The following is an 18,967-nucleotide window of genomic DNA, read 5'->3' as shown; positions in this document are numbered from 1 at the left end:
TGTTAACCCGATTCAGGTAAAAAAGATAGAGCAAAATTTTGTCAGTTCGATAGAATGCCCGCCTGACTTAAGCAAGCAGCAGTGGGTTTCTGATCATTTATGCGTGATTCTTTTCACAGCCGAATTGGCTTTATACTAGCAGCCGCGGGCTCGGCCGTTGGTCTGGGCAACATTTGGGGCTTTCCGACACAAGTGGCAAACCACGGTGGCGGCGCCTTCCTGCTGGTCTATCTTTGCGTAATCTTTATACTTGCCATACCCGCCTTATACAGTGAAATGCTTATTGGGCACAGCGCTCAGGCGAATCCGGTTCGCTCATTAACGCAGCTATCTGAAGGTCGCGCCCGCCCCATTGGTCGCCTAATGGGTTACCTGAATGTACTGGGCTCGTGCTTAATGCTGAGCTTTTACCACGTGGTTGCCGGCTGGATGTTGGTTCACGCTCTGGGCTTTTTGGCACGCGGTTTTGGCATTGAAGTTGCCGCCGAATTTTTGCTTAATAGCTCACTAACCCGCGACTTAATTTTTACCGCTGTATTTTTGCTGGCCACAGCTTATGTGGTTTTTCAGGGGGTGGAAAAAGGCATTGAACGCTGGTCGAAACGGCTGATGCCAACCCTGGTTGTTTTACTGGTTGCCCTTATTGCTTACATGCTGACGTTACCCGGGGCTGACGAAGGGCTGCAGAAATACTTAGTGCCCGACTTCAGCCTCATGACCGACACCAGCATTTTGGTTGCGGCTATGGGCCAGGCCTTCTTCTCGCTTTCTATTGGCCTGGGCGGCATGATGATTTACGGCTCTTACCTGAAGCCTGGTGCTAATTTAGGCCGCTTAAGTTTATCCGTAGCTGCGCTGGACACCTTTATTGCGTTCTTAGCTGGCCTGCTCATTATTCCCGCTTTATACGCTGGTATTCATCTGGGCGTTAATGTCGGTGAAGGTTCCCAGCTTATTGGCGAAGGCCAGCTCATTTTTGCGGTATTGCCAGAGCTCTTTAACAGCATGGGCGTAGCCGGACCTTTCGTTGCTTTCGCATTCTTTATCTTACTCAGTATCGCCGCTTTGACTTCAACCATTGCTCAGGCCGAAGTCCCGGTCTCTTACTGCATTGAAGAACGTGAGCTAAAACGCCCTGCGGCAACGGCTTTATCACTGGGGGTTATCGCAACCTTCTCGCTGTTATTAATCTTGTTTTTTGAGCCGCTGTTTGGCTGGGTTGTCACGGCAGTTACTCAGTTTCAGTTGCCGCTGTCAGGGTTATTCTACTTGCTGGTGGTCGGTTGGTTATGGCACCGCAGCAACCACTTAAAAGCTATTGCTGCGGGAAGTCTCGGTTTAACTTTATTACGCTGGCATATTCGTTATTTATGCCCGGTGCTAATGAGCATTGTGTTTTATCACGTCGCTTTTAGTTAAACCAAGTTAACTTTTACCGGGACGTTTTCCGGAAAATTTTTGCCCTAATGCTGACGCCACCCGGGCGTCAGTGAATCCGGAAACGTCGCCGCCGTGTAAAGCGACCTCTTTCACCAGCGACGAAGAAATAAACGAGTTTTCCTCTGCCGGTGTTAAAAAGACACTTTCCAGGTTCGGGTCTAAACGCCGGTTCATGTTGGCTAACTGGAACTCATATTCAAAGTCTGAAACCGCCCGTAACCCTCGAATCAGCACCGTTGCATCGTACTCATGCGCAAAGTCCACCAATAACCCGGAAAAGCCTACGACGGTGACATTATCGAGGTCTTCAGTGACCTGCTGCGCTAATAAAACGCGTTCTTCCAGACTGAATAGTGGCTTCTTGCTCGGGCTTTCTGCAATACCCACCACAATTTCACTAAACAGAGTTGAAGCACGCTCAATTAAGTCGGCGTGGCCGTTTGTAATAGGATCAAAAGTCCCCGGATAAATTGCTCGGCGGTGCATAGCGTCTCCTAAACCGTGATTGAGCCATTCTTAATTTTCAATAAAGAGTACACGCAAGTGCACACTAAACAAAAGCCCGATATTCAAATTAAGGATGCGAGTTACGACTAACATCAGTAAACTAGAGGGTAATTTACGTTTTCAAATAGTGGAGTAAAAAGATGAGCTCAGCCTTTTATCAGCAATTGGCCGACCAACTGGCCGAAACCAAAGCCGAAGGCCTTTACAAGAAAGAACGTATTATCAGTTCGGACCAAAGCTCGGAAATTACGGTTAATGACCGCAAGGTACTCAACTTCTGCGCCAACAACTACTTAGGGCTGGCAAACCACCCGGACTTAATTAAAGCCGCCAAACAGGGCCTGGACGAGCATGGCTTTGGTACGGCTTCTGTCCGTTTTATTTGCGGCACTCAGGACATTCACAAAACGCTGGAACAAAAACTGAGCGAGTTTTTGGGCACTGAAGACACCATTTTGTACTCATCATGTTTTGATGCGAACGGTGGCTTATTCGAAACCCTAATGGGCCCGGAAGACGCTATTATTAGTGACGAGCTTAACCACGCCAGCATCATTGACGGTATTCGTCTGAGTAAGTCCAAGCGTTACCGCTACAAAAACAACAACCTGGAAGACTTGGAAGCACAGCTTAAACAAGCTGACGCGGACGGCGCACGCCACAAATTAATTGCTACCGACGGTGTGTTCTCTATGGACGGCGTTATTGCCAACTTAAAAGGCATTTGCGACCTGGCCGACAAATACGACGCGCTGGTGATGATGGACGACTGCCATGCCACTGGCTTCTTAGGTGAGAACGGTAAAGGTACGCATGAATACTGCGACGTGATGGGTCGTGTCGACATTATCACCGGCACCTTAGGTAAAGCTCTGGGCGGTGCATCTGGTGGTTACACTTCAGGCAAGAAAGAAGTGATTGACTGGTTACGCCAGCGCTCACGCCCTTATTTATTTTCTAACTCAGTAGCGCCAGCCATTGTGCAGGCATCGATTCGTGTACTGGATATGCTGGCCGAAGGCCATGAGCTGCGCAGCCAACTGTGGGAAAATGCCAGCTACTTCCGTGAGCAAATGACTAAAGCCGGCTTTACTTTGAGCGGCGCGGACCACGCTATTATTCCGGTCATGGTAGGCGACGCTAAACTGGCCTCAGAAATGTCAGACCGCCTGTTAGAAGAAGATATTTATGTGATCGGCTTTTCGTTCCCTGTCGTTCCTAAAGGCAAAGCCCGTATCCGCACACAAATGTCGGCGGCTCACACACGCGAACAACTGGATCGCACCATTGAAGCTTTTACCCGCATTGGTAAAGAGCTGGGTGTGATTTAAGGAGTAAAGAATGAAAGCTTTGTCAAAATTGCACGCAAAACCGGGCATCTGGATGACCGACGTTGAAAAGCCCGAGTGTGGCTACAACGATTTGCTGATTAAAATTAAGAAAACCGCCATTTGCGGAACCGACGTTCACATTTACAAATGGGACGACTGGTCGCAGAAAACCATTCCGGTGCCTATGGTAGTGGGTCACGAATACGTGGGTGAAGTTGCCGCTATGGGTGACGGTGTTCGCGGCTTTGAGATTGGTGACCGCGTTTCCGGCGAAGGCCACATTACTTGTGGTCACTGCCGTAATTGTCGTGCCGGCCGTCGTCATTTGTGCCGTAACACCTATGGCGTTGGCGTAAATCGCCCTGGCGCTTTCGCAGAATACTTAGCACTACCGGCTGAAAACGCCTTCAAACTGCCAGATGACGTCACTGACGAAATGGCGGCGGTATTCGACCCATTCGGCAATGCCGTTCACACCGCTCTGGCTTTTGACCTGGTGGGCGAAGACGTACTGATTACTGGCGCCGGCCCTATCGGCATTATGGCAGCAGCCGTTGCCCGTCATGTGGGCGCACGCCATGTGGTTATTACTGACGTAAATGAATACCGTCTAGACTTAGCTCGTAAAATGGGCGTTACCCGCGCAGTGGACGTTAGCAAAGAAAAACTGTCTGACGTCATGACTGAGCTCGGCATGAAGGAAGGCTTTGACGTGGGTCTGGAAATGTCAGGCGTACCGTCAGCGTTTTCACAAATGCTGGAAGCTATGAACCACGGCGGCAAGGTTGCCATGCTGGGCATTCCGCCAGAGAACGTCGCCATTGACTGGAATCAGGTCATTTTCAAAGGCCTGGTCATTAAAGGTATTTACGGTCGTGAAATGTTCGAAACCTGGTACAAAATGGCCAGTTTACTGCAGTCTGGACTGGATATTTCACCTATCTTGACGCACGAAATGCCCATAGATGACTTTGAAAAAGGCTTTGAAACCATGATTTCAGGCCAGTCTGGCAAAGTCATACTGAACTGGGACTAATAGGTAAATGAGCAATTATCAGCTAATGGAATTACCCATCGCCGTTGAGCATTGGCAAAATAACGAAGCGGTTTTTGTTGATATCCGTGACCCGCAGTCTTTTGCTGCGGGGCATATTCCGGGTTCTCAACACCTGGATAACAGCAACCTGCCGCAATTCCTGAACTCAGTTGATAAAAACCAAAAAGTGATTGTGGTTTGCTATCACGGCATTAGCAGTCAGGGCGCCGCTGACTACATAGCAGGCAACGGTTTCACCGATGTGCACAGCATGGACGGCGGCTATACGGCCTGGTCCATGTCTTTTCCTGAACACACTGAAAGGGCCTAAACCATGCGACGATTGCTCAGTAGCCGCGACTCAGACTGGATGCACAAGCTGTATCAGTATCTACGTCAGCAAGGCATGCCAGTCAGCGTTACTGAACGCGGTGAGCAATTGGAATTGTGGTTACACCAAAGCAGCTATGAAGCCGCTGCTAAGACATTAATTCAACAGTTTAAAAATAACCCGGAGCTAGCCGCTGAACCGGTACAGCAGAAGCCTGCCACGGCATCGCATTCAACCTCTTTGTCTTTTAGTTTACTGAAACAAAGTGGCTGGTTAACGCGTATTGTTGCGGTATTGACGTTGCTGGTATTTGCAGCCATTCAGATGTACCCGGAAACCATTCTGGATACGCTAAAAATCAGCATCTACTTTTCAGCTCTGCCTTATGAGCAGCCGTGGCGCTTTATTACCCCCGTACTCATGCACTTTACGGCGCTGCACCTGGTGTTTAACTTGTTCTGGTGGTGGTATCTGGGTGGACGAGTTGAGCGCTCTCTCGGGTTCTCCTGGTTACTGGCTCTGCTGTTATTTTGTGGCATTACAGCCAACGTTATTCAGTATTTATTTAATGGACCTAACTTTGGCGGCCTGTCAGGGGTGGTTTATGGCTTGCTTGGCTTTTGCTGGGTATACAGCTTTAACCGCCCAACCCCGCTTTATCTGCCACCGGGGCTTATTATCTTTATGCTGCTTTGGCTGGTCATTGGCTACACCGATATGTTGTGGGTCAATGTGGCCAACGAAGCGCACTTAGCCGGACTCATTTCCGGCTGCTTTGCCGGCTTTGTGGTGCGTTGGTTAAACCCTAAAATGCGGCAACTCTACTGATAAATGTATTTAGTGAAAATAACATCGCGGATAACCGGGTTACCCGTTTCCTGCTGCATGAGTTCCTGCGCTCGCTCCACACACTTTAAGCGCAACTGATCACGGCCTGTCATCGTCCTGACCTGACGTTCGGTTGCGGTACTTAAAATTGAGACAAAGGCATTGCGCAATAACGGCGCATGATGCTCAACCACACTAATGTAGCTGGGGTCTGGCACCATCACTTCAATGGCTACTCGAATAAACCCAAGCCGGTAATCATTACCTTCTTTCAGGTAATTCGTGGTGATGTCCGGTTCAAAACCATAGTAAGAGACATCCTGTGCTGAGGCAGAAGAAACACTGCTGCACCAAAGAAAAATACTTGCTACTACTGTTATCAGAAGTTTCATAGCCCTACCCGGCCCGATTGCTGTTCAATTAAATTCTCTCTGCTATCATAGCGACAGAGCTTAATAACGCCAACACAAATGACAACAGAGTTTTATCCAACACCCGCTTTTCCGGTTAGCGAAGCGCTGCAGTGGTCGCCCCCACAACAATTCGAGTTAACAGCTGAGCAGGCCGACTGGCTGCTTTACGAAGGTTCGTTAACGCAACGTCTGAAAGAAGTCGGTGGAAATTTTTCGGTAAAATTACTGGGGCAGCAGGTATTGGAACCTACCCCTGAAGAAAAGCAACGACTTAACCTTAACTGCAACGTGGTAGTTCGTGAAGTTCTACTATACTGTGATAAACAGCCGTGGGTTTTTGCCCGAAGTCTGTTTTCGCCAAGCGCGGAGCAAGCCGGTACGCTGAACTTACAGCAGCTTGGCAATCAGTCACTGGGTGAGTCCTTGTTTGCCCGCAGCGATTTACACTGCGGCGATATAGAAGTTGCAGTAGTTGATGGTGATCACCCTGTCGCACAATTGAACCAGCGATGGTTTCAAAAGGACCACGCGCTGCTTGGCAGACGAAGAATGTTTTCAACCGCGGGCGAACAGCTGCTGGTTAGTGAGATATTCCTTGAGCCGTCCTCACTGTATTCAGCGTCTGAAACTTTTCGTCGCAATAAAAGGAGTTAGCATGCAAAAGTTAGCCGCATTTTGGCAGTTAATGAGAGCAGCCCGTCCTATTGGCACCTATCTACTTGCCTGGCCCACTATTTGGGCACTGATGATAGCCGGTGCCGGCAACCCGCCCATGCGTATTGTGGTTATCTTCCTGCTGGGAACTTTTGTTATGCGGTCAGCCGGCTGCGTTATTAATGACTTTGCTGATCGTAACTTCGACGGCCATGTTCGCCGCACTCGTCAACGACCTATTCCGGCCGGTAAAATATCGGCAACGGAGGCCATGATAGGCTTTATTGCTCTATTAGCAATTGCCTTTGGTCTGGTCATGCAGCTTAATACCCAGACCGTTATGCTCAGCTTTTTTGCCGCTGGTGTCGCTGCGCTGTATCCATTTTGTAAACGCTGGACTCATCTGCCACAAGTGGTTCTCGGTATTGCCTTCAGTTTTGGTATTTTAATGGCCTTTACTGCACTGGAATCTGAGCAGTGGTTAATCGCCGGGCTATTATTCCTGACCAATGTTATCTGGACCGTAGCCTATGATACCGAGTACGCCATGGCTGACCGCGAGGACGACCTAAAAATTGGGCTGCAGAGCACCGCTATTTTATTCGGCCGGTTTGATCGCCTGTCCATTGGCCTTATGCAGTTAGTCTCTCTGGCGCTGCTGGCCTGGGTGCTTTATTTATTATCCGCCGAAATATGGGCCTGGCTGGGTTTAGCCGTGGTATTGCTTCTGTTCGGATACCAACATTGGCTGATACGGCACAGAGAGCCCGGAAAATGCTTCCAGGCTTTTCTGCATAACCACTATGTTGGCATGGTGTTCGCTATAGGTTTAGCGCTGCACTACTGGTTCTAGTCACTCTGTTTTTGTTCGTCATCGGTTGGTGCTTTTAACTGTTGAACAAAGTGCTCAACCGACTGGCGAATGGTCTGCAGTACCGGACCATCGATAAGCTCATCTACCTGATCGCTTAACTCACCTACCGGTTGCGCAGCAATTTGCTGACCGTCATCGTCAATTTCCACCAGGCCTTGCTGTTTTAAACTGGCAATCAAAGTCGACATGACTTTCTTGTCGTAAAATTCCGGCGCATCAATACCGTGAATTGAGCTTAAACGCTCAGCCAGTGTAATTGATTGCTTCTCCAGGTCGGCACGCATAATTGGCTGCGCCTGTTGCAACAGCTCCAGCACGATACAGTAACGTTGCAGAGTTTCACTGGCACTGTTAGCTAATAAGCGTAAACGATACCACTCGGCACTCTCGCGCTGCGCAATAGTACAGATACCGTCTTCCAGTGTGATCAGATTTTGCCGCGCCAGTTCCTCTGCTAAGGCTTCTGTCCACAAAGGCAGGTCATCCGCATTGTGGCTTAGGTATAACTCCGCCTTGAGCGAAGGATAAATTGCCTGAGTGCGTGCCGCTATCTCCGCTACGCTGACTTTCTTTTTCGCCATAATAATGGAAGCCACAATGCCCGGCACAACCATCATATGCAGTATATTATTGCGATAGTAAGTCATCGCAATGGCCGACATCCGCTCCAGTGAAATTACCTCACCCATGGTGTCACTAGTGACGGTGAACTTGTCTGTCCTGAGAGCCTGCTGCCATAATTCTTCCGGCGTTTCTTCAGGAACACTCACTAAATTGCTGTAGGGCACTTCACGCAGAACCCCCAGATACACTTCTAACTGCGCTAAAAGCTCTTCTTTTAATAACGCATGGTGCTCAGAGCTTAATAACGCCAAAGCGGTCAGGTTAACGCTGTTGGCGGCCGCTGAATCGTTGATACCCTGCATTACTTGCTCTGCTAAACCATTTACCACCGGGTTAAGCCAGTTAGGTCGCTCAGGCTCCTGCGCGCCACGGGTAACAGACTGATGCCAGGTGGGTGCCTTTTTGTCTAAATGGTGTTTCAGGTTGATGGGCTGCCCAAAAGTTACAAAACCCTGTCCAAAGTTCTTTAGTTTTGTCACGGTTTTCAGAATTTGAAATACCGACTCTTTCTCTTTGTCCTTACCTTTCAGCTCTTTCAGGTAAGTCGACACTTCCATAATGTGCTCATAGCCAAGGTACACGGGTACCAGCGACACAGGACGCTGCTGGTCTCGCAGCATGCCCTGAACGGTCATTGCCAGCATACCGGTTTTAGGCGGTAATAAGCGGCCGGTTCTGGAGCGGCCACCTTCGCTGAAGTATTCCACCGGGTAGCCTTTTTGAAACAACCAACACAAATATTCACGAAAAACGGCTGAATACAGTTTGTTACCCCGGAAGCTGCGGCGAATAAAGAACGCGCCACCACGGCGGAAAATCCCACCAACAGGAAAGAAGTTAAGGTTCACTCCTGCGGCAATATGCGGCGGTACCAGTCCCTCTTTATAAATCACATAACTCAGCAGTAAGTAATCCATGTGACTGCGGTGGCAAGGGACATAAATAATTTCATGCCCTTGTTGCGCCAACCTTCGGATAGTATCGCCACCTTTGACATGGATACCATTATAAATACGGTTCCACATCCAGGTCATAAAGCGGTCAAGTACACGAACTAAGGTCGAACTGTAATTCGCTGCAATTTCATCAATGTAAGATAAAGCACGCTTACGAGCTGCTTCTTCGCTGATTTTCTTGCCCCGGGCTTCATCTGCTACAGCCTTTTTTAAGGCAGGGGTATCAATCAGTGCTGCCATTAGTTCTTTTCTGTGACTTAACTTAGGACCGGCAACAGCGTGACGCATACGCACAAAGTGCACCCGTGCAACTCGCGCCAATTTATGGGCGATGCGCATATCGGTACCATGGTCATGTGCCATTGTGCCCAGACTGACAGCTCGCGAGAAACGAAGTAAAACCTGGCGACCAGAAAACAACACCAACCAAAACTTGCGCCAGTGGCCCGGGTTATCAAGGTCACCTGTCATAGCGTTACCGGCATTGGCTTCCTGCCCGGCCTGACGTCCCCAGAACACACCTGCAGGAACAAGCTGCACGTCGAGCTCTGCATTGTCTTTGTGTAAGGTCAGCAATTGATGAAATTCTGAAACGGTCTGCTCGGAGGTTTCTTCAGCAAACTCTTCGAGGAACATAATTCGGTCATAGCTTTTACCGTCAACCACTAAAGGCTCGGTCGGGTCAGGCAGGCCTCGTTTTGCTGCAGCTCTTTGTAAAATGGATAAGTCTGCTTTAGACGTTGAGCGCATGACATACACAATGGGCTTAGCAATTGTGGTTTCATGCTCTTCTTCAGTACCGTCCCAAATTTCCTGAAAGCGTGTTAACCAACGCAACGGGTACTTAAAGACTGGGTAAAAGCGACTTATTCCTTTCATACTTAGACCTCTGTTTTAAACAGAAAGATAGGATACCAACTTCGTTTAAATTTGTCGTTCAAGAAATTACTTGCGAAATGAATTTACCTGTATATACTCACAGTATCACTGTACAAATAAACAGGTACATTATGCGCCCGTTAACACCAAGACAATCTGAAATCCTTGAACTTATTAAGGATAACCTACACGCCACCGGTATGCCGCCAACGCGTGCAGAAATAGCTCATAAGCTGGGCTTTCGTTCTGCCAACTCCGCAGAAGAGCATTTAAAAGCTCTGGCACGCAAAGGGGTTATTGAAATTTTACCCGGTATGTCGCGCGGTATTCGTCTTGTAGCCGATGACTACGACATCGCTGATGGCCTACCGTTGATTGGCCAGGTTGCAGCCGGGGAGCCCTTGCTGGCCGAACAGCACGTTGAAGGTCATTACAAAATTGACGAGTCTCTATTTCATCCTGCTGCCAGCTTCTTACTGAAAGTAAACGGCATGAGCATGAAAGACATTGGTATTTTAGACGGCGACTTACTGGCTGTGCATAAAACCGAGCAAGCTCGTAACGGCCAGATAGTCGTTGCCCGCGTAGAAGACGATGTCACTGTAAAGCGTTTTGAACAGCGTGGAAAAACTATTTTGCTTCATCCTGAAAATGAAGATTTCTCGACCATTACTGTCAATCTGGCAGAGCAGGTTTTTGCCATTGAAGGACTTGCCGTCGGTGTTATCAGAAACGGAGCGACCTTATGAAAACTCAACATCAGCACAAATTACATCACCCAGGTCTTTGGACTGCCGAAAATACAGCGCCATCGTTCCAGTTAGATACTAAAAACACGCAGGACGCAATTGACGTCGACAAGCTGTCCCCTGTTGTTCAGCAGGCTTTGCAACAAAAGCCAAGCCAATGGGTAACGGTTATTGGCGGCGACAAAGACGTGATTCAACAGCTTATTGCTTGTGGTGTTGCTGAATCGCAAATTCGCTGGTTGCGCAGCCACTCAGCTGAACGCTGCGAGTGGGCGCTGGAACAGGCTCTACTGGCCGGTACCAGCAGTATGGTTATCGGTTATTTGGACTCAGTTTCTAACCGTACCTGGCAGCGTGCCCGTATGGCCAGTAAATTGAGTGAAACACAATATTTTCTGTTTGATAAAAACACACTGACATCCCACCTGCACTAATCCCACTTTGTTTGTGTGTTTTATCCCCCAAGGCTGCTTTTGCAGCCTTTTTTTAACAGATCCGTCTATTTTTTGTGCATTTGTTTGATTTGATCTGGATCTTTGGTTGTAAATTCGTTAATAAATGCACTACCCGACTATAAAAATAATATAACAACGATAACTACAACAAAGAGTCAGTAGAGAAAGCGATTTCTGGGGAGAAGCTGTACCTTTTTCTGCTTACCTCTTTGTTCTTCTATTTCAGGCTAGCGAAATTATTTGCTGTCTCATTGAAGAATAAGAGGAGAAGCCACGTGAAAATGAAGCCTTTGTGGGCACTATTGGCGCTAACGAGTCTACCGGCTGCTGCTCAGTCGCGTCTCAATTTGACCCAAGGTGTCACTGAAGTGAGTAACCGGGTTTACGATCTCCACATGACCATCTTTTACATTTGCTGTGTAATTGGTGTGGTCGTATTCGGTCTCATGTTTATTTCGATGATCCGACACCGGAAGTCTAAAAACCCTAACCCTGCAAATTTCCACGAGAACGTTAAAGTCGAAATTGCCTGGACTATTGTGCCTTTACTTATACTGGTAGGCATGGCCATTCCTGCAACAACGACCTTAATTGCCATGGAAGACACTTCCGATGCTGACGTTACTGTCCAGGTAACAGGTTCGCAGTGGAAATGGCACTACAAGTACTTTGAGAACGACGTGGAATTCTTCAGTCGTTTAGCCACTCAACAAGAACAAATTGATAATAAATTTGAGAAAGGCGAAAACTACTTGTTAGAAGTGGACCGTCCATTGGTTATTCCAACCGATAGAAAAGTTCGCTTCCTGGTCACTTCAGACGACGTTATTCACAGTTGGTGGGTTCCTGACTTTGCCGTTAAGAAAGACGCTAACCCGGGCTTTATTAATGAAACCTGGACTAAAGTCGACGAACCCGGTATTTACCGCGGTCAGTGTGCAGAGCTTTGCGGTAAAGATCACGGCTTCATGCCTGTCGTTGTTATAGCAAAAGAACCTGCTGAATATGAAAAATGGATTACCGAGAAAGAAGCTGAGCAAAAGGCGGCACGGGAACGTGAACAAGAATTGCTTGCTATGGAGATGTCGGAAGATGAACTGATGGATCTCGGTGAAAAAATTTACAACAGCACCTGTGCTGCTTGTCACCAGGCCAACGGCCAGGGCGTCAACGGAGTATTCCCTGCATTAGCGGGCTCCGGCGTTTCTGTGGATCCCGAAGCCAAAGATCAGCACATAGACATCGTTGTTAATGGCGTAACCGGCACAGCTATGCAGGCCTTTGGAAGCCAGCTGTCCATGCGCGAATTAGCTGCGGTAATCACCTACGAGCGTAACGCTTGGGGTAATGATACCGGACAGCTGATTCAGGCCGCCGATATTAACGAAGTCATGAATCAATAAGGAGACGGTGATGAGCACTACAGTGGAAGAGACACATCACGACACACACCACGATCATAAGCCGTCGGGTATTGGTCGCTGGCTATTTACAACGAACCACAAAGACATTGGCTCAATGTACTTGTGGTTTAGCTTCATTATGTTTTTGACCGGTGGCGCCATGGCCATGGTCATTCGTGCTGAACTATTTCAACCAGGCTTACAGTTGGTCGAGCCGCATTTCTTTAATCAGATGACCACGGTCCATGGCCTTATAATGGTTTTTGGTGCGGTCATGCCTGCTTTTACCGGGCTTGCTAACTGGATGATCCCGATGATGATTGGTGCGCCCGATATGGCGTTGCCACGTATGAATAACTGGAGCTTCTGGATTCTGCCATTCGCTTTCATTATCTTATTGGGCTCGTTATTTATGGAGGGTGGTGGCCCTGCCTTCGGCTGGACATTCTATGCACCGCTTTCAACCACCTACAGCTCGGACTCAACCGCGTTGTTCGTGTTCTCAATACACATTATGGGTATTTCATCCATCATGGGTGCCATTAACGTGATAGTCACTATCATGAACATGCGCGCACCGGGTATGAATTACATGAAAATGCCATTGTTTGTGTGGACCTGGCTGATTACCGCCTTCCTGCTTATTGCGGTTATGCCAGTATTGGCCGGTGCGGTTACCATGGTACTGACCGATAAGTACTTTGGCACCAGTTTCTTTGACGCTGCAGGCGGTGGTGACCCAGTTATGTTCCAGCATATTTTCTGGTTCTTCGGGCACCCGGAAGTCTACATTATGATTTTGCCGTCCTTCGGTATTATCTCCGCCATTATTCCGGCCTTTACCCGAAAACGACTCTTTGGCTACGCATCCATGGTTTACGCCACGGCAGCCATTGCCTTACTGTCTTTCCTGGTGTGGGCTCACCATATGTTCACTACCGGTATGCCAGTATTTGCTGAGCTCTTCTTCATGTACTGTACGATGCTCATTGCGGTGCCGACCGGGGTCAAAATCTTTAACTGGGTTGCCACCATGTGGCGTGGCTCAATGACCTTTGAAACCCCCATGCTGTTCGCCCTGGCGTTCGTTATTCTGTTTACCATTGGAGGTTTCTCCGGCTTGATGCTGGCGATTACGCCAGTCGATTTCCAGTACCACGACACATATTTCGTAGTGGCTCATTTTCATTATGTTCTGGTGACAGGTGCGATTTTCTCCATCATGGCGGCCTCTTATTACTGGCTACCGAAATGGACAGGTCATATGTACGACACCACACTGGCGAAGACCCACTTCTGGACATCGCTTATTTCCGTTAACGTGCTGTTCTTCCCAATGCACTTTGCGGGGCTGGCCGGTATGCCGCGGCGTATCCCGGATTACGCTACGCAGTTTGCGGATATTAACCAGATAGCAAGTATCGGTGGTTTTGCCTTCGGTTTGTCACAATTGATCTTCCTTTGGGTAGTTATCAAATGTGTCAAAGGCGGCGAGAAAGCAGAAGCTAAGCCATGGGATGGTGCAGAGGGACTGGAGTGGACCGTTCCATCACCAGCGCCTTATCACACCTTCGAAAAACCACCGAAAGTGGAGTGATGACTCATGTCTGATCAGCGCCCCGACAACAGCATTCTGGTTAAGCGACTGTTACTGACAGTCGCCGGGATGTTTGCCTTCGGCTTCGCGCTGGTACCGCTTTACGATGTATTTTGTGAAGTGACAGGCTTTAACGGCCGTACCAGCAATGAAGCCGCGGTTTATCAAGAGGTAGAAGTCGATGAATCACGTACGGTTAACGTTCAATTTATTACGCGGAATGCTAAGGGCATTCCGTGGAAATTTGAGCCCTCAACCAAACAAGTCAAAATTCATCCGGGTGAGGTTAAAGTCGTTAACTTTCTAGCGTCTAACCCGACCTCTTCCAATATGGTCGCACAGGCTATCCCATCGGTTGCACCGGCTGAAGCCTCGCTTTACCTCAATAAAGTGGAGTGCTTTTGCTTTAACCAACAGCCTTTAGCTGCGGGTGCTGATACAGAAATGCCAATGCAATTTTATCTGGATCCGGATATTCCGGACCACATCAACACATTAACCCTGTCATACACGCTGTACGATATGACAGCCAATACGTCGGCTGAGCAAATGGCTCAGCTGTTAAAAACAGAATAAGGAAACGACGTTATGGCAGAACAACAGAGTTATTATGTTCCTGCTTCCAGCCCCTGGCCAATTGTTGGCGCAGTTGGGTTAGGCTTAATTGCCTGGGGCGCGGGACACACCGTTATCGATATGAGTAAAGAGCAGGATGGTTACGGCAGTACCGTATTAACCATTGGTTTAATCGTTATAGCCGTCATGCTCTTTGGTTGGTTTCGCGACCAAATTAACGAGTCCATGAGTGGCAAGTACAGCGACCAGTTAGGTGTTTCTTATAAACAGGGCATGAGTTGGTTTATTTTCTCCGAGGTGATGTTCTTTGCGGCCTTCTTCGGTGCTCTGTTTTACGCTCGTGTTATAGCCGTTCAATGGCTGGGCGGTGACAGCAACAACGCTATGACCAATGAGGTCCTATGGCCGGAGTTTGTCGCTCACTGGCCTTTGGTTAACACCCCGGGTGGCACTGAGACTCAGGCAATGGGTTGGTACGGCCTGCCTGCTATTAACACCATTATCCTGCTAATTAGCTCGGTAACCTGTCACTTTGCCCATACGGGTTTGGAACAAAATAAACGCAAACAGCTGACAGCCATGCTGGGCATTACCATTATCCTGGGTTGTATCTTCCTGTACTTACAAGGTGCAGAGTACGTTCACGCCTACGAAGAGCTTGGCTTGGCACTTGACTCAGGTATATACGGTAATACCTTTTACATGCTGACCGGATTCCACGGTATGCACGTCACCCTGGGTACCGTCATGCTTATTGTCATGTTCCTGCGGGTTCTGAAAGGTCACTTTACACCGGATAACCACTTTGCATTTCAGGCAACCAGTTGGTACTGGCACTTTGTCGATGTCGTCTGGCTATGCCTTTTTGTCGTGGTGTACGTTCTGTAAAAAAAGAAAACGCCCCGGTTAATAGGGGCGTGGATTTAACGGTAAGAAACCACTGGCGGTCGCCGCTATCAGTATGACAAAGATAACGGCGGCTACTCCCACTCGCTTTCCCAAATAATGGGACATAGGTGGTTTGTCCGGGTCGTTCCGCAGCATACTAAATAACGCCCTGAACAGATTCACCACCATATATGCTAACAGCAGTACAATAATGATTTTAAAAAAGACCAACATACGTTTTCCTCTTGTCGCTACGTTAGTTACTCTGCTGGCAATTGCGTTATTGGTCAAGTTAGGTTTTTGGCAGCTTGAACGAGCTGAACAAAAACGCCAGCTGTTTAGCGACTATGAGCAACAACTCTCAAGCGGTGAAGCGACCAAACTCGACCGTCTGGCTGAGGTGTCACCTGAAAACGATCGCTTTCGCTATGTGGAAATGAATGGTGAATTTGTTCCACAACCCATTTTCCTTCTCGATAACCAAATTCAAGACGGCACCGTTGGTTATCAGGTAATTGCGCTGTTCCAGCCACAGGCAATGTCTGAAAATTATGTTCCGGTTAATATGGGGTGGCTACCAGCACCGGCTTCCAGACAGTCATTACCGGACGTGAATATGCCTTCAGGTCAGCATAGGCTGACCGGTTTTCTGTACTTTCCTTCCAACAATCAATTTGTAAATAACACTTACGAGACCGACTTAGCTGATAGCAAAATTCGGGTGCAGGAGTTTCAGCCGAACGCCATAGCAAAACAACTCGATATGTCATTAACCGATTATACCTTTTTACTTGAGTCGCCAGAAACTATGGGTTGGAGCCGCGACTGGAAACCTCAGGTAATGTCACCGGAAAAACACCAGGGTTACGCCATTCAATGGTTCTCACTGGCAATTGCCTGCTTGGTGATTTTCCTATTTGCTGTTATAAAACTGAATAAACAACCAAAAAAAGAGGAGACCCGATGAGCTCCCTGAATCGCTCTCGACGCGCCATTATTATTGTTTTCGTTGCCTTTATTGTCCCGTTACTAGCGGCCTGGCTGATTTTGTCACAGAACTGGTATGAAGCGGGTACCAATAAAGGCACCCTGCTGCAGCCGCCTATTACCCTAGATAAACAAACCGACCAACTACCGGAAGGCTGGCAATTGGGTTATGTGGCGCCCAAAAACTGCGGCACAACCTGTGAAAATACCTTGTACGTTATGAATCAGGTCGACGTGGCCATTGGTAAAGACACCGAACGCCTGACTCCAGTGGTGCTTCACCAAAGCGAAAATGCACAGTCAGAGTTTAATCACAGCGCACCTCACATTACGCAACTGGTAACACCGCAGCTCATTGAACAATTAAGCGAACTGCCGGAAAACACCGTCTTTATAATCGATCCTATGCACAACGTTATGCTTTATTACCCAACTCACTCGGATAAAGAGCAGATGATAACGGAAGGTAAAAACGTGCTGGCAGATCTTCGTAAACTGCTTAAATTGTCCAGAATTGGGTAGGAAAATCACATGCGTTTACTGGTAAAAATTAGCGTTTTTTTTGCTTTTGTCGTTATTGTTCTTGGCGCATTTACCCGGCTGACTGAGGCTGGCCTGGGTTGTCCGGACTGGCCGGGGTGCTACGGCTTTTTGGGTGTTCCCTCTCAGGCAGAACACATTCAGGAGGCTCAACTTCGATTTCCAGATGCCCCGGTTGAGCAGGGCAAAGCCTGGAATGAAATGGTGCACCGCTACTTTGCCGGCACCTTAGGCTTACTGATTCTGGCTATTGCTATCATCGCCTGGATTAAAGGCCGCCGTTATAGCCATTACCCTACGCCGGTAAAATTACCCACCCTGTTGCTGGGGCTGGTCATATTCCAGGCAGCTCTGGGCATGTGGACAGTGACCATGAATTTGCAGCCACTTATAGTGATGGGACATCTGTTAGGGGGCTTTTCAGTGATATCACTGCTGTACCTGTTGTCCTTGCGTCTGTCGTCGTTCCGGCTTGCGGGGGGAGATTCAGAGTTAAGGCGCTACAGAGGGCTGGCTTTCTTCACCTTATTAGTTGTTATTGGGCAAATAGCTCTGGGGGGCTGGGTTGCAGCCAATTACGCCGCCGTCGCCTGTACTGACCTGCCTTTTTGCGAAGGTAACTGGACCGCACAACTGGACTTTGCCGGCGCTTTTAGCATACCAGAGGCCGATACCTATCAGTACGGTGCCCATGACTACAACGACCGCATGACCATGCATGTCATGCATCGAGTTGGCGCCATTATTACCTTTTTAGTGGTCTGTGCTTTACTCTTTAAATGTTGGAGAAAAGCAAAGTCGCAGTTTTTCCGCCGCTCATTAATTGTTATTGGCTTGTTATTGTCTTTGCAAATTCTGCTCGGTATTAGTAACGTAGTCTTTCAATTACCGCTTTGGAATGCAGTAGCGCACAATGCTGTTGGGGCTTTGTTGTTACTGTCGATGGTTGGGTTGAATTACAACCTGTCCAGAAAAGCGTAGAGGAGTTGTAATTATGGAATCCGTTGCCACAAAAAATATAACAAAAACGCGCAACGCTCACTGGCGGGACTATCTGGAGCTGACCAAGCCTCGTGTCGTCGCCTTGTTGTTGCTCACTGCAGTGGTTGGCATGTGTCTGGCCACTGAAGAGCTTGTTTCGATGAATGTCCTGGTCCCGGCCTTAGCCGGTATTGGTCTGATGTCCGCTGCTGCGGCTGCTATTAATCATCTGGTTGACCGTCATATCGACGCGAAAATGGCCCGTACGCTGCGTCGGCCACTGCCTCAGGGAAATTTATCACCGACCAAAGTCACGATATTTGCGGCAACTATTGGCGCCATTGGTTTTGTGACCCTGTATGCCTGGGTTAACCCCTTAACCGCCTGGTTAACCTTTGCCAGTATGGTGGGTTACGCTGTGGTTTATACCATGTTCTTAAAACGCGCAACGCCGCAGAACATTGTTATTGGTGGCCTGGCAGGTGCAGCACCGCCGCTACTGGGCTGGACAGCAGTCACCAATGAAATTAACGCCCCAGCGGTACTGCTGGTTATGATCATTTTTACCTGGACACCGCCCCACTTCTGGGCGCTTGCCGTACACCGCGCAAAAGACTACGCACGAGCTGAAATTCCGATGCTGCCGGTTACTCACGGTATCGACTTCACCAAAACCTGTATTTTCTTGTACACCGTTTTATTGACCGTAGTTTGCCTTATGCCTTTCTTAATTGGCATGACCGGCATGATTTACTTGGTAGGAGTCAGTTTACTTAACGCCATTTTCCTGGCTTACGCCTGGAAGCTGAAGTACGCGCCCAGCAAAAAGACAGCCTTTAACATGTTTGCTTTTTCTATCTGGCACCTCATGCTGCTGTTTGTCATTTTACTGGTCGATCACTACGTATAAATGGAGTA

The 18,967-nt window shown here is 48.4% G+C and carries 21 protein-coding genes; 17 read left to right on the top strand and 4 right to left on the bottom strand.

Translation table 11 applies throughout. The annotated features are described in order from the left end of the window. Positions 1-99 precede the first annotated feature (99 nt). Entirely contained in the window at positions 100-1,419 is a 1,320-nt protein-coding gene (locus tag VBY75_RS07245; RefSeq protein ID WP_054490802.1) for a sodium-dependent transporter, read from the top strand. A 6-nt stretch (positions 1,420-1,425) separates the two neighbouring features. On the opposite strand, the gene coaD is transcribed toward VBY75_RS07245, so the two are convergent. Further along, positions 1,426-1,926, bottom strand: a complete 501-nt coding sequence (gene coaD / locus VBY75_RS07240; protein WP_199494448.1) for a pantetheine-phosphate adenylyltransferase — start codon at positions 1,924-1,926, stop codon at positions 1,426-1,428. A gap of 161 nt (positions 1,927-2,087) precedes the next feature. Here coaD and VBY75_RS07235 point away from each other — a divergent pair, with 161 nt between their 5' ends. Genes VBY75_RS07235 through VBY75_RS07220 form a run of 4 tightly spaced genes read left to right on the top strand, consistent with a single transcriptional unit; the run spans position 2,088 to position 5,473 of the window. Next, positions 2,088-3,278, top strand: coding sequence for a glycine C-acetyltransferase (locus VBY75_RS07235; protein WP_054490807.1), 1,191 nt, complete (start codon positions 2,088-2,090; stop codon positions 3,276-3,278). A 10-nt stretch (positions 3,279-3,288) separates the two neighbouring features. Then, the gene (tdh, locus tag VBY75_RS07230; protein ID WP_199494450.1) at positions 3,289-4,314 is read left to right on the top strand and encodes an L-threonine 3-dehydrogenase; all 1,026 of its coding nucleotides are present in this window, start codon (positions 3,289-3,291) and stop codon (positions 4,312-4,314) included. A gap of 7 nt (positions 4,315-4,321) precedes the next feature. After that, entirely contained in the window at positions 4,322-4,645 is a 324-nt protein-coding gene (glpE, locus tag VBY75_RS07225; protein WP_199494451.1) for a thiosulfate sulfurtransferase GlpE, read from the top strand. Between the two features lie 3 nt (positions 4,646-4,648). Continuing rightward, complete coding sequence (locus VBY75_RS07220; RefSeq protein ID WP_416511783.1) at positions 4,649-5,473, top strand: rhomboid family intramembrane serine protease; 825 nt, start codon at positions 4,649-4,651, stop codon at positions 5,471-5,473. Here the strand turns inward: VBY75_RS07220 and VBY75_RS07215 are convergent. After that, complete coding sequence (locus tag VBY75_RS07215; protein ID WP_054490815.1) at positions 5,467-5,865, bottom strand: flagellar basal body-associated protein FliL; 399 nt, start codon at positions 5,863-5,865, stop codon at positions 5,467-5,469. The two genes, VBY75_RS07220 and VBY75_RS07215, sit on opposite strands and share 7 nt — an antisense overlap. Positions 5,866-5,943: 78 nt before the next feature. Between VBY75_RS07215 and VBY75_RS07210 the strand changes: the two genes are divergently transcribed. Both VBY75_RS07210 and ubiA read left to right on the top strand, forming a co-directional pair. Next, the gene (locus tag VBY75_RS07210) at positions 5,944-6,540 is read left to right on the top strand and encodes a chorismate--pyruvate lyase family protein (RefSeq protein ID WP_416511780.1); all 597 of its coding nucleotides are present in this window, start codon (positions 5,944-5,946) and stop codon (positions 6,538-6,540) included. A 1-nt stretch (position 6,541) separates the two neighbouring features. After that, complete coding sequence (gene ubiA, locus VBY75_RS07205; protein ID WP_416511778.1) at positions 6,542-7,393, top strand: 4-hydroxybenzoate octaprenyltransferase; 852 nt, start codon at positions 6,542-6,544, stop codon at positions 7,391-7,393. On the opposite strand, the gene plsB is transcribed toward ubiA, so the two are convergent. Continuing rightward, positions 7,390-9,873, bottom strand: a complete 2,484-nt coding sequence (gene plsB / locus VBY75_RS07200) for a glycerol-3-phosphate 1-O-acyltransferase PlsB (RefSeq protein WP_278358616.1) — start codon at positions 9,871-9,873, stop codon at positions 7,390-7,392. The genes ubiA and plsB overlap by 4 nt on opposite strands. Positions 9,874-10,004: 131 nt before the next feature. Between plsB and lexA the strand changes: the two genes are divergently transcribed. The 6 genes from lexA (at position 10,005) to VBY75_RS07170 (ending at position 15,541) form a co-directional block, all read left to right on the top strand. Further along, a complete protein-coding gene (lexA, locus tag VBY75_RS07195) occupies positions 10,005-10,622 on the top strand; it encodes a transcriptional repressor LexA (protein ID WP_054490824.1) in 618 nt (205 codons plus the stop codon). After that, a complete protein-coding gene (locus tag VBY75_RS07190) occupies positions 10,619-11,056 on the top strand; it encodes an SOS-response cell division inhibitor (protein ID WP_416511775.1) in 438 nt (145 codons plus the stop codon). The genes lexA and VBY75_RS07190 overlap by 4 nt, the downstream gene beginning before the upstream one ends. 302 nt (positions 11,057-11,358) lie before the next feature. Continuing rightward, a complete protein-coding gene (coxB, locus tag VBY75_RS07185; protein ID WP_199494502.1) occupies positions 11,359-12,480 on the top strand; it encodes a cytochrome c oxidase subunit II in 1,122 nt (373 codons plus the stop codon). Positions 12,481-12,490: 10 nt separating this feature from the next. Continuing rightward, positions 12,491-14,077: a cytochrome c oxidase subunit I gene (gene ctaD / locus VBY75_RS07180; protein WP_054490828.1), complete on the top strand. Its 1,587-nt coding sequence runs from the start codon at positions 12,491-12,493 to the stop codon at positions 14,075-14,077. 6 nt (positions 14,078-14,083) lie between these two features. Continuing rightward, a complete protein-coding gene (locus tag VBY75_RS07175; RefSeq protein ID WP_054490830.1) occupies positions 14,084-14,653 on the top strand; it encodes a cytochrome c oxidase assembly protein in 570 nt (189 codons plus the stop codon). 12 nt (positions 14,654-14,665) lie between these two features. Next, a complete protein-coding gene (locus tag VBY75_RS07170) occupies positions 14,666-15,541 on the top strand; it encodes a cytochrome c oxidase subunit 3 (RefSeq protein WP_199494456.1) in 876 nt (291 codons plus the stop codon). Between the two features lie 18 nt (positions 15,542-15,559). On the opposite strand, the gene VBY75_RS07165 is transcribed toward VBY75_RS07170, so the two are convergent. After that, the gene (locus tag VBY75_RS07165) at positions 15,560-15,775 is read right to left on the bottom strand and encodes a DUF2909 domain-containing protein (protein ID WP_054490835.1); all 216 of its coding nucleotides are present in this window, start codon (positions 15,773-15,775) and stop codon (positions 15,560-15,562) included. Between VBY75_RS07165 and VBY75_RS07160 the strand changes: the two genes are divergently transcribed. The 4 genes from VBY75_RS07160 to cyoE are packed head-to-tail and all read left to right on the top strand — an operon-like array spanning position 15,753 to position 18,959. Beyond that, entirely contained in the window at positions 15,753-16,508 is a 756-nt protein-coding gene (locus tag VBY75_RS07160) for an SURF1 family protein (protein WP_287817305.1), read from the top strand. The two genes, VBY75_RS07165 and VBY75_RS07160, sit on opposite strands and share 23 nt — an antisense overlap. After that, on the top strand, positions 16,505-17,050 hold the full coding sequence (locus VBY75_RS07155; RefSeq protein ID WP_222236323.1) for a hypothetical protein: 546 nt from the start codon (positions 16,505-16,507) through the stop codon (positions 17,048-17,050). The genes VBY75_RS07160 and VBY75_RS07155 overlap by 4 nt, the downstream gene beginning before the upstream one ends. 9 nt (positions 17,051-17,059) lie before the next feature. Beyond that, positions 17,060-18,049, top strand: coding sequence for a COX15/CtaA family protein (locus VBY75_RS07150; RefSeq protein ID WP_199494459.1), 990 nt, complete (start codon positions 17,060-17,062; stop codon positions 18,047-18,049). 13 nt (positions 18,050-18,062) lie between these two features. Further along, a complete protein-coding gene (gene cyoE / locus VBY75_RS07145) occupies positions 18,063-18,959 on the top strand; it encodes a heme o synthase (protein ID WP_273023899.1) in 897 nt (298 codons plus the stop codon). Positions 18,960-18,967: the final 8 nt, after the last annotated feature.

The sequence above is a fragment of the Idiomarina sp. HB genome (assembly GCF_048059115.1).
In the GTDB taxonomy this organism is placed as follows: domain Bacteria; phylum Pseudomonadota; class Gammaproteobacteria; order Enterobacterales; family Alteromonadaceae; genus Idiomarina; species Idiomarina abyssalis.
This window is presented reverse-complemented; position numbering and strand designations above follow the sequence as displayed.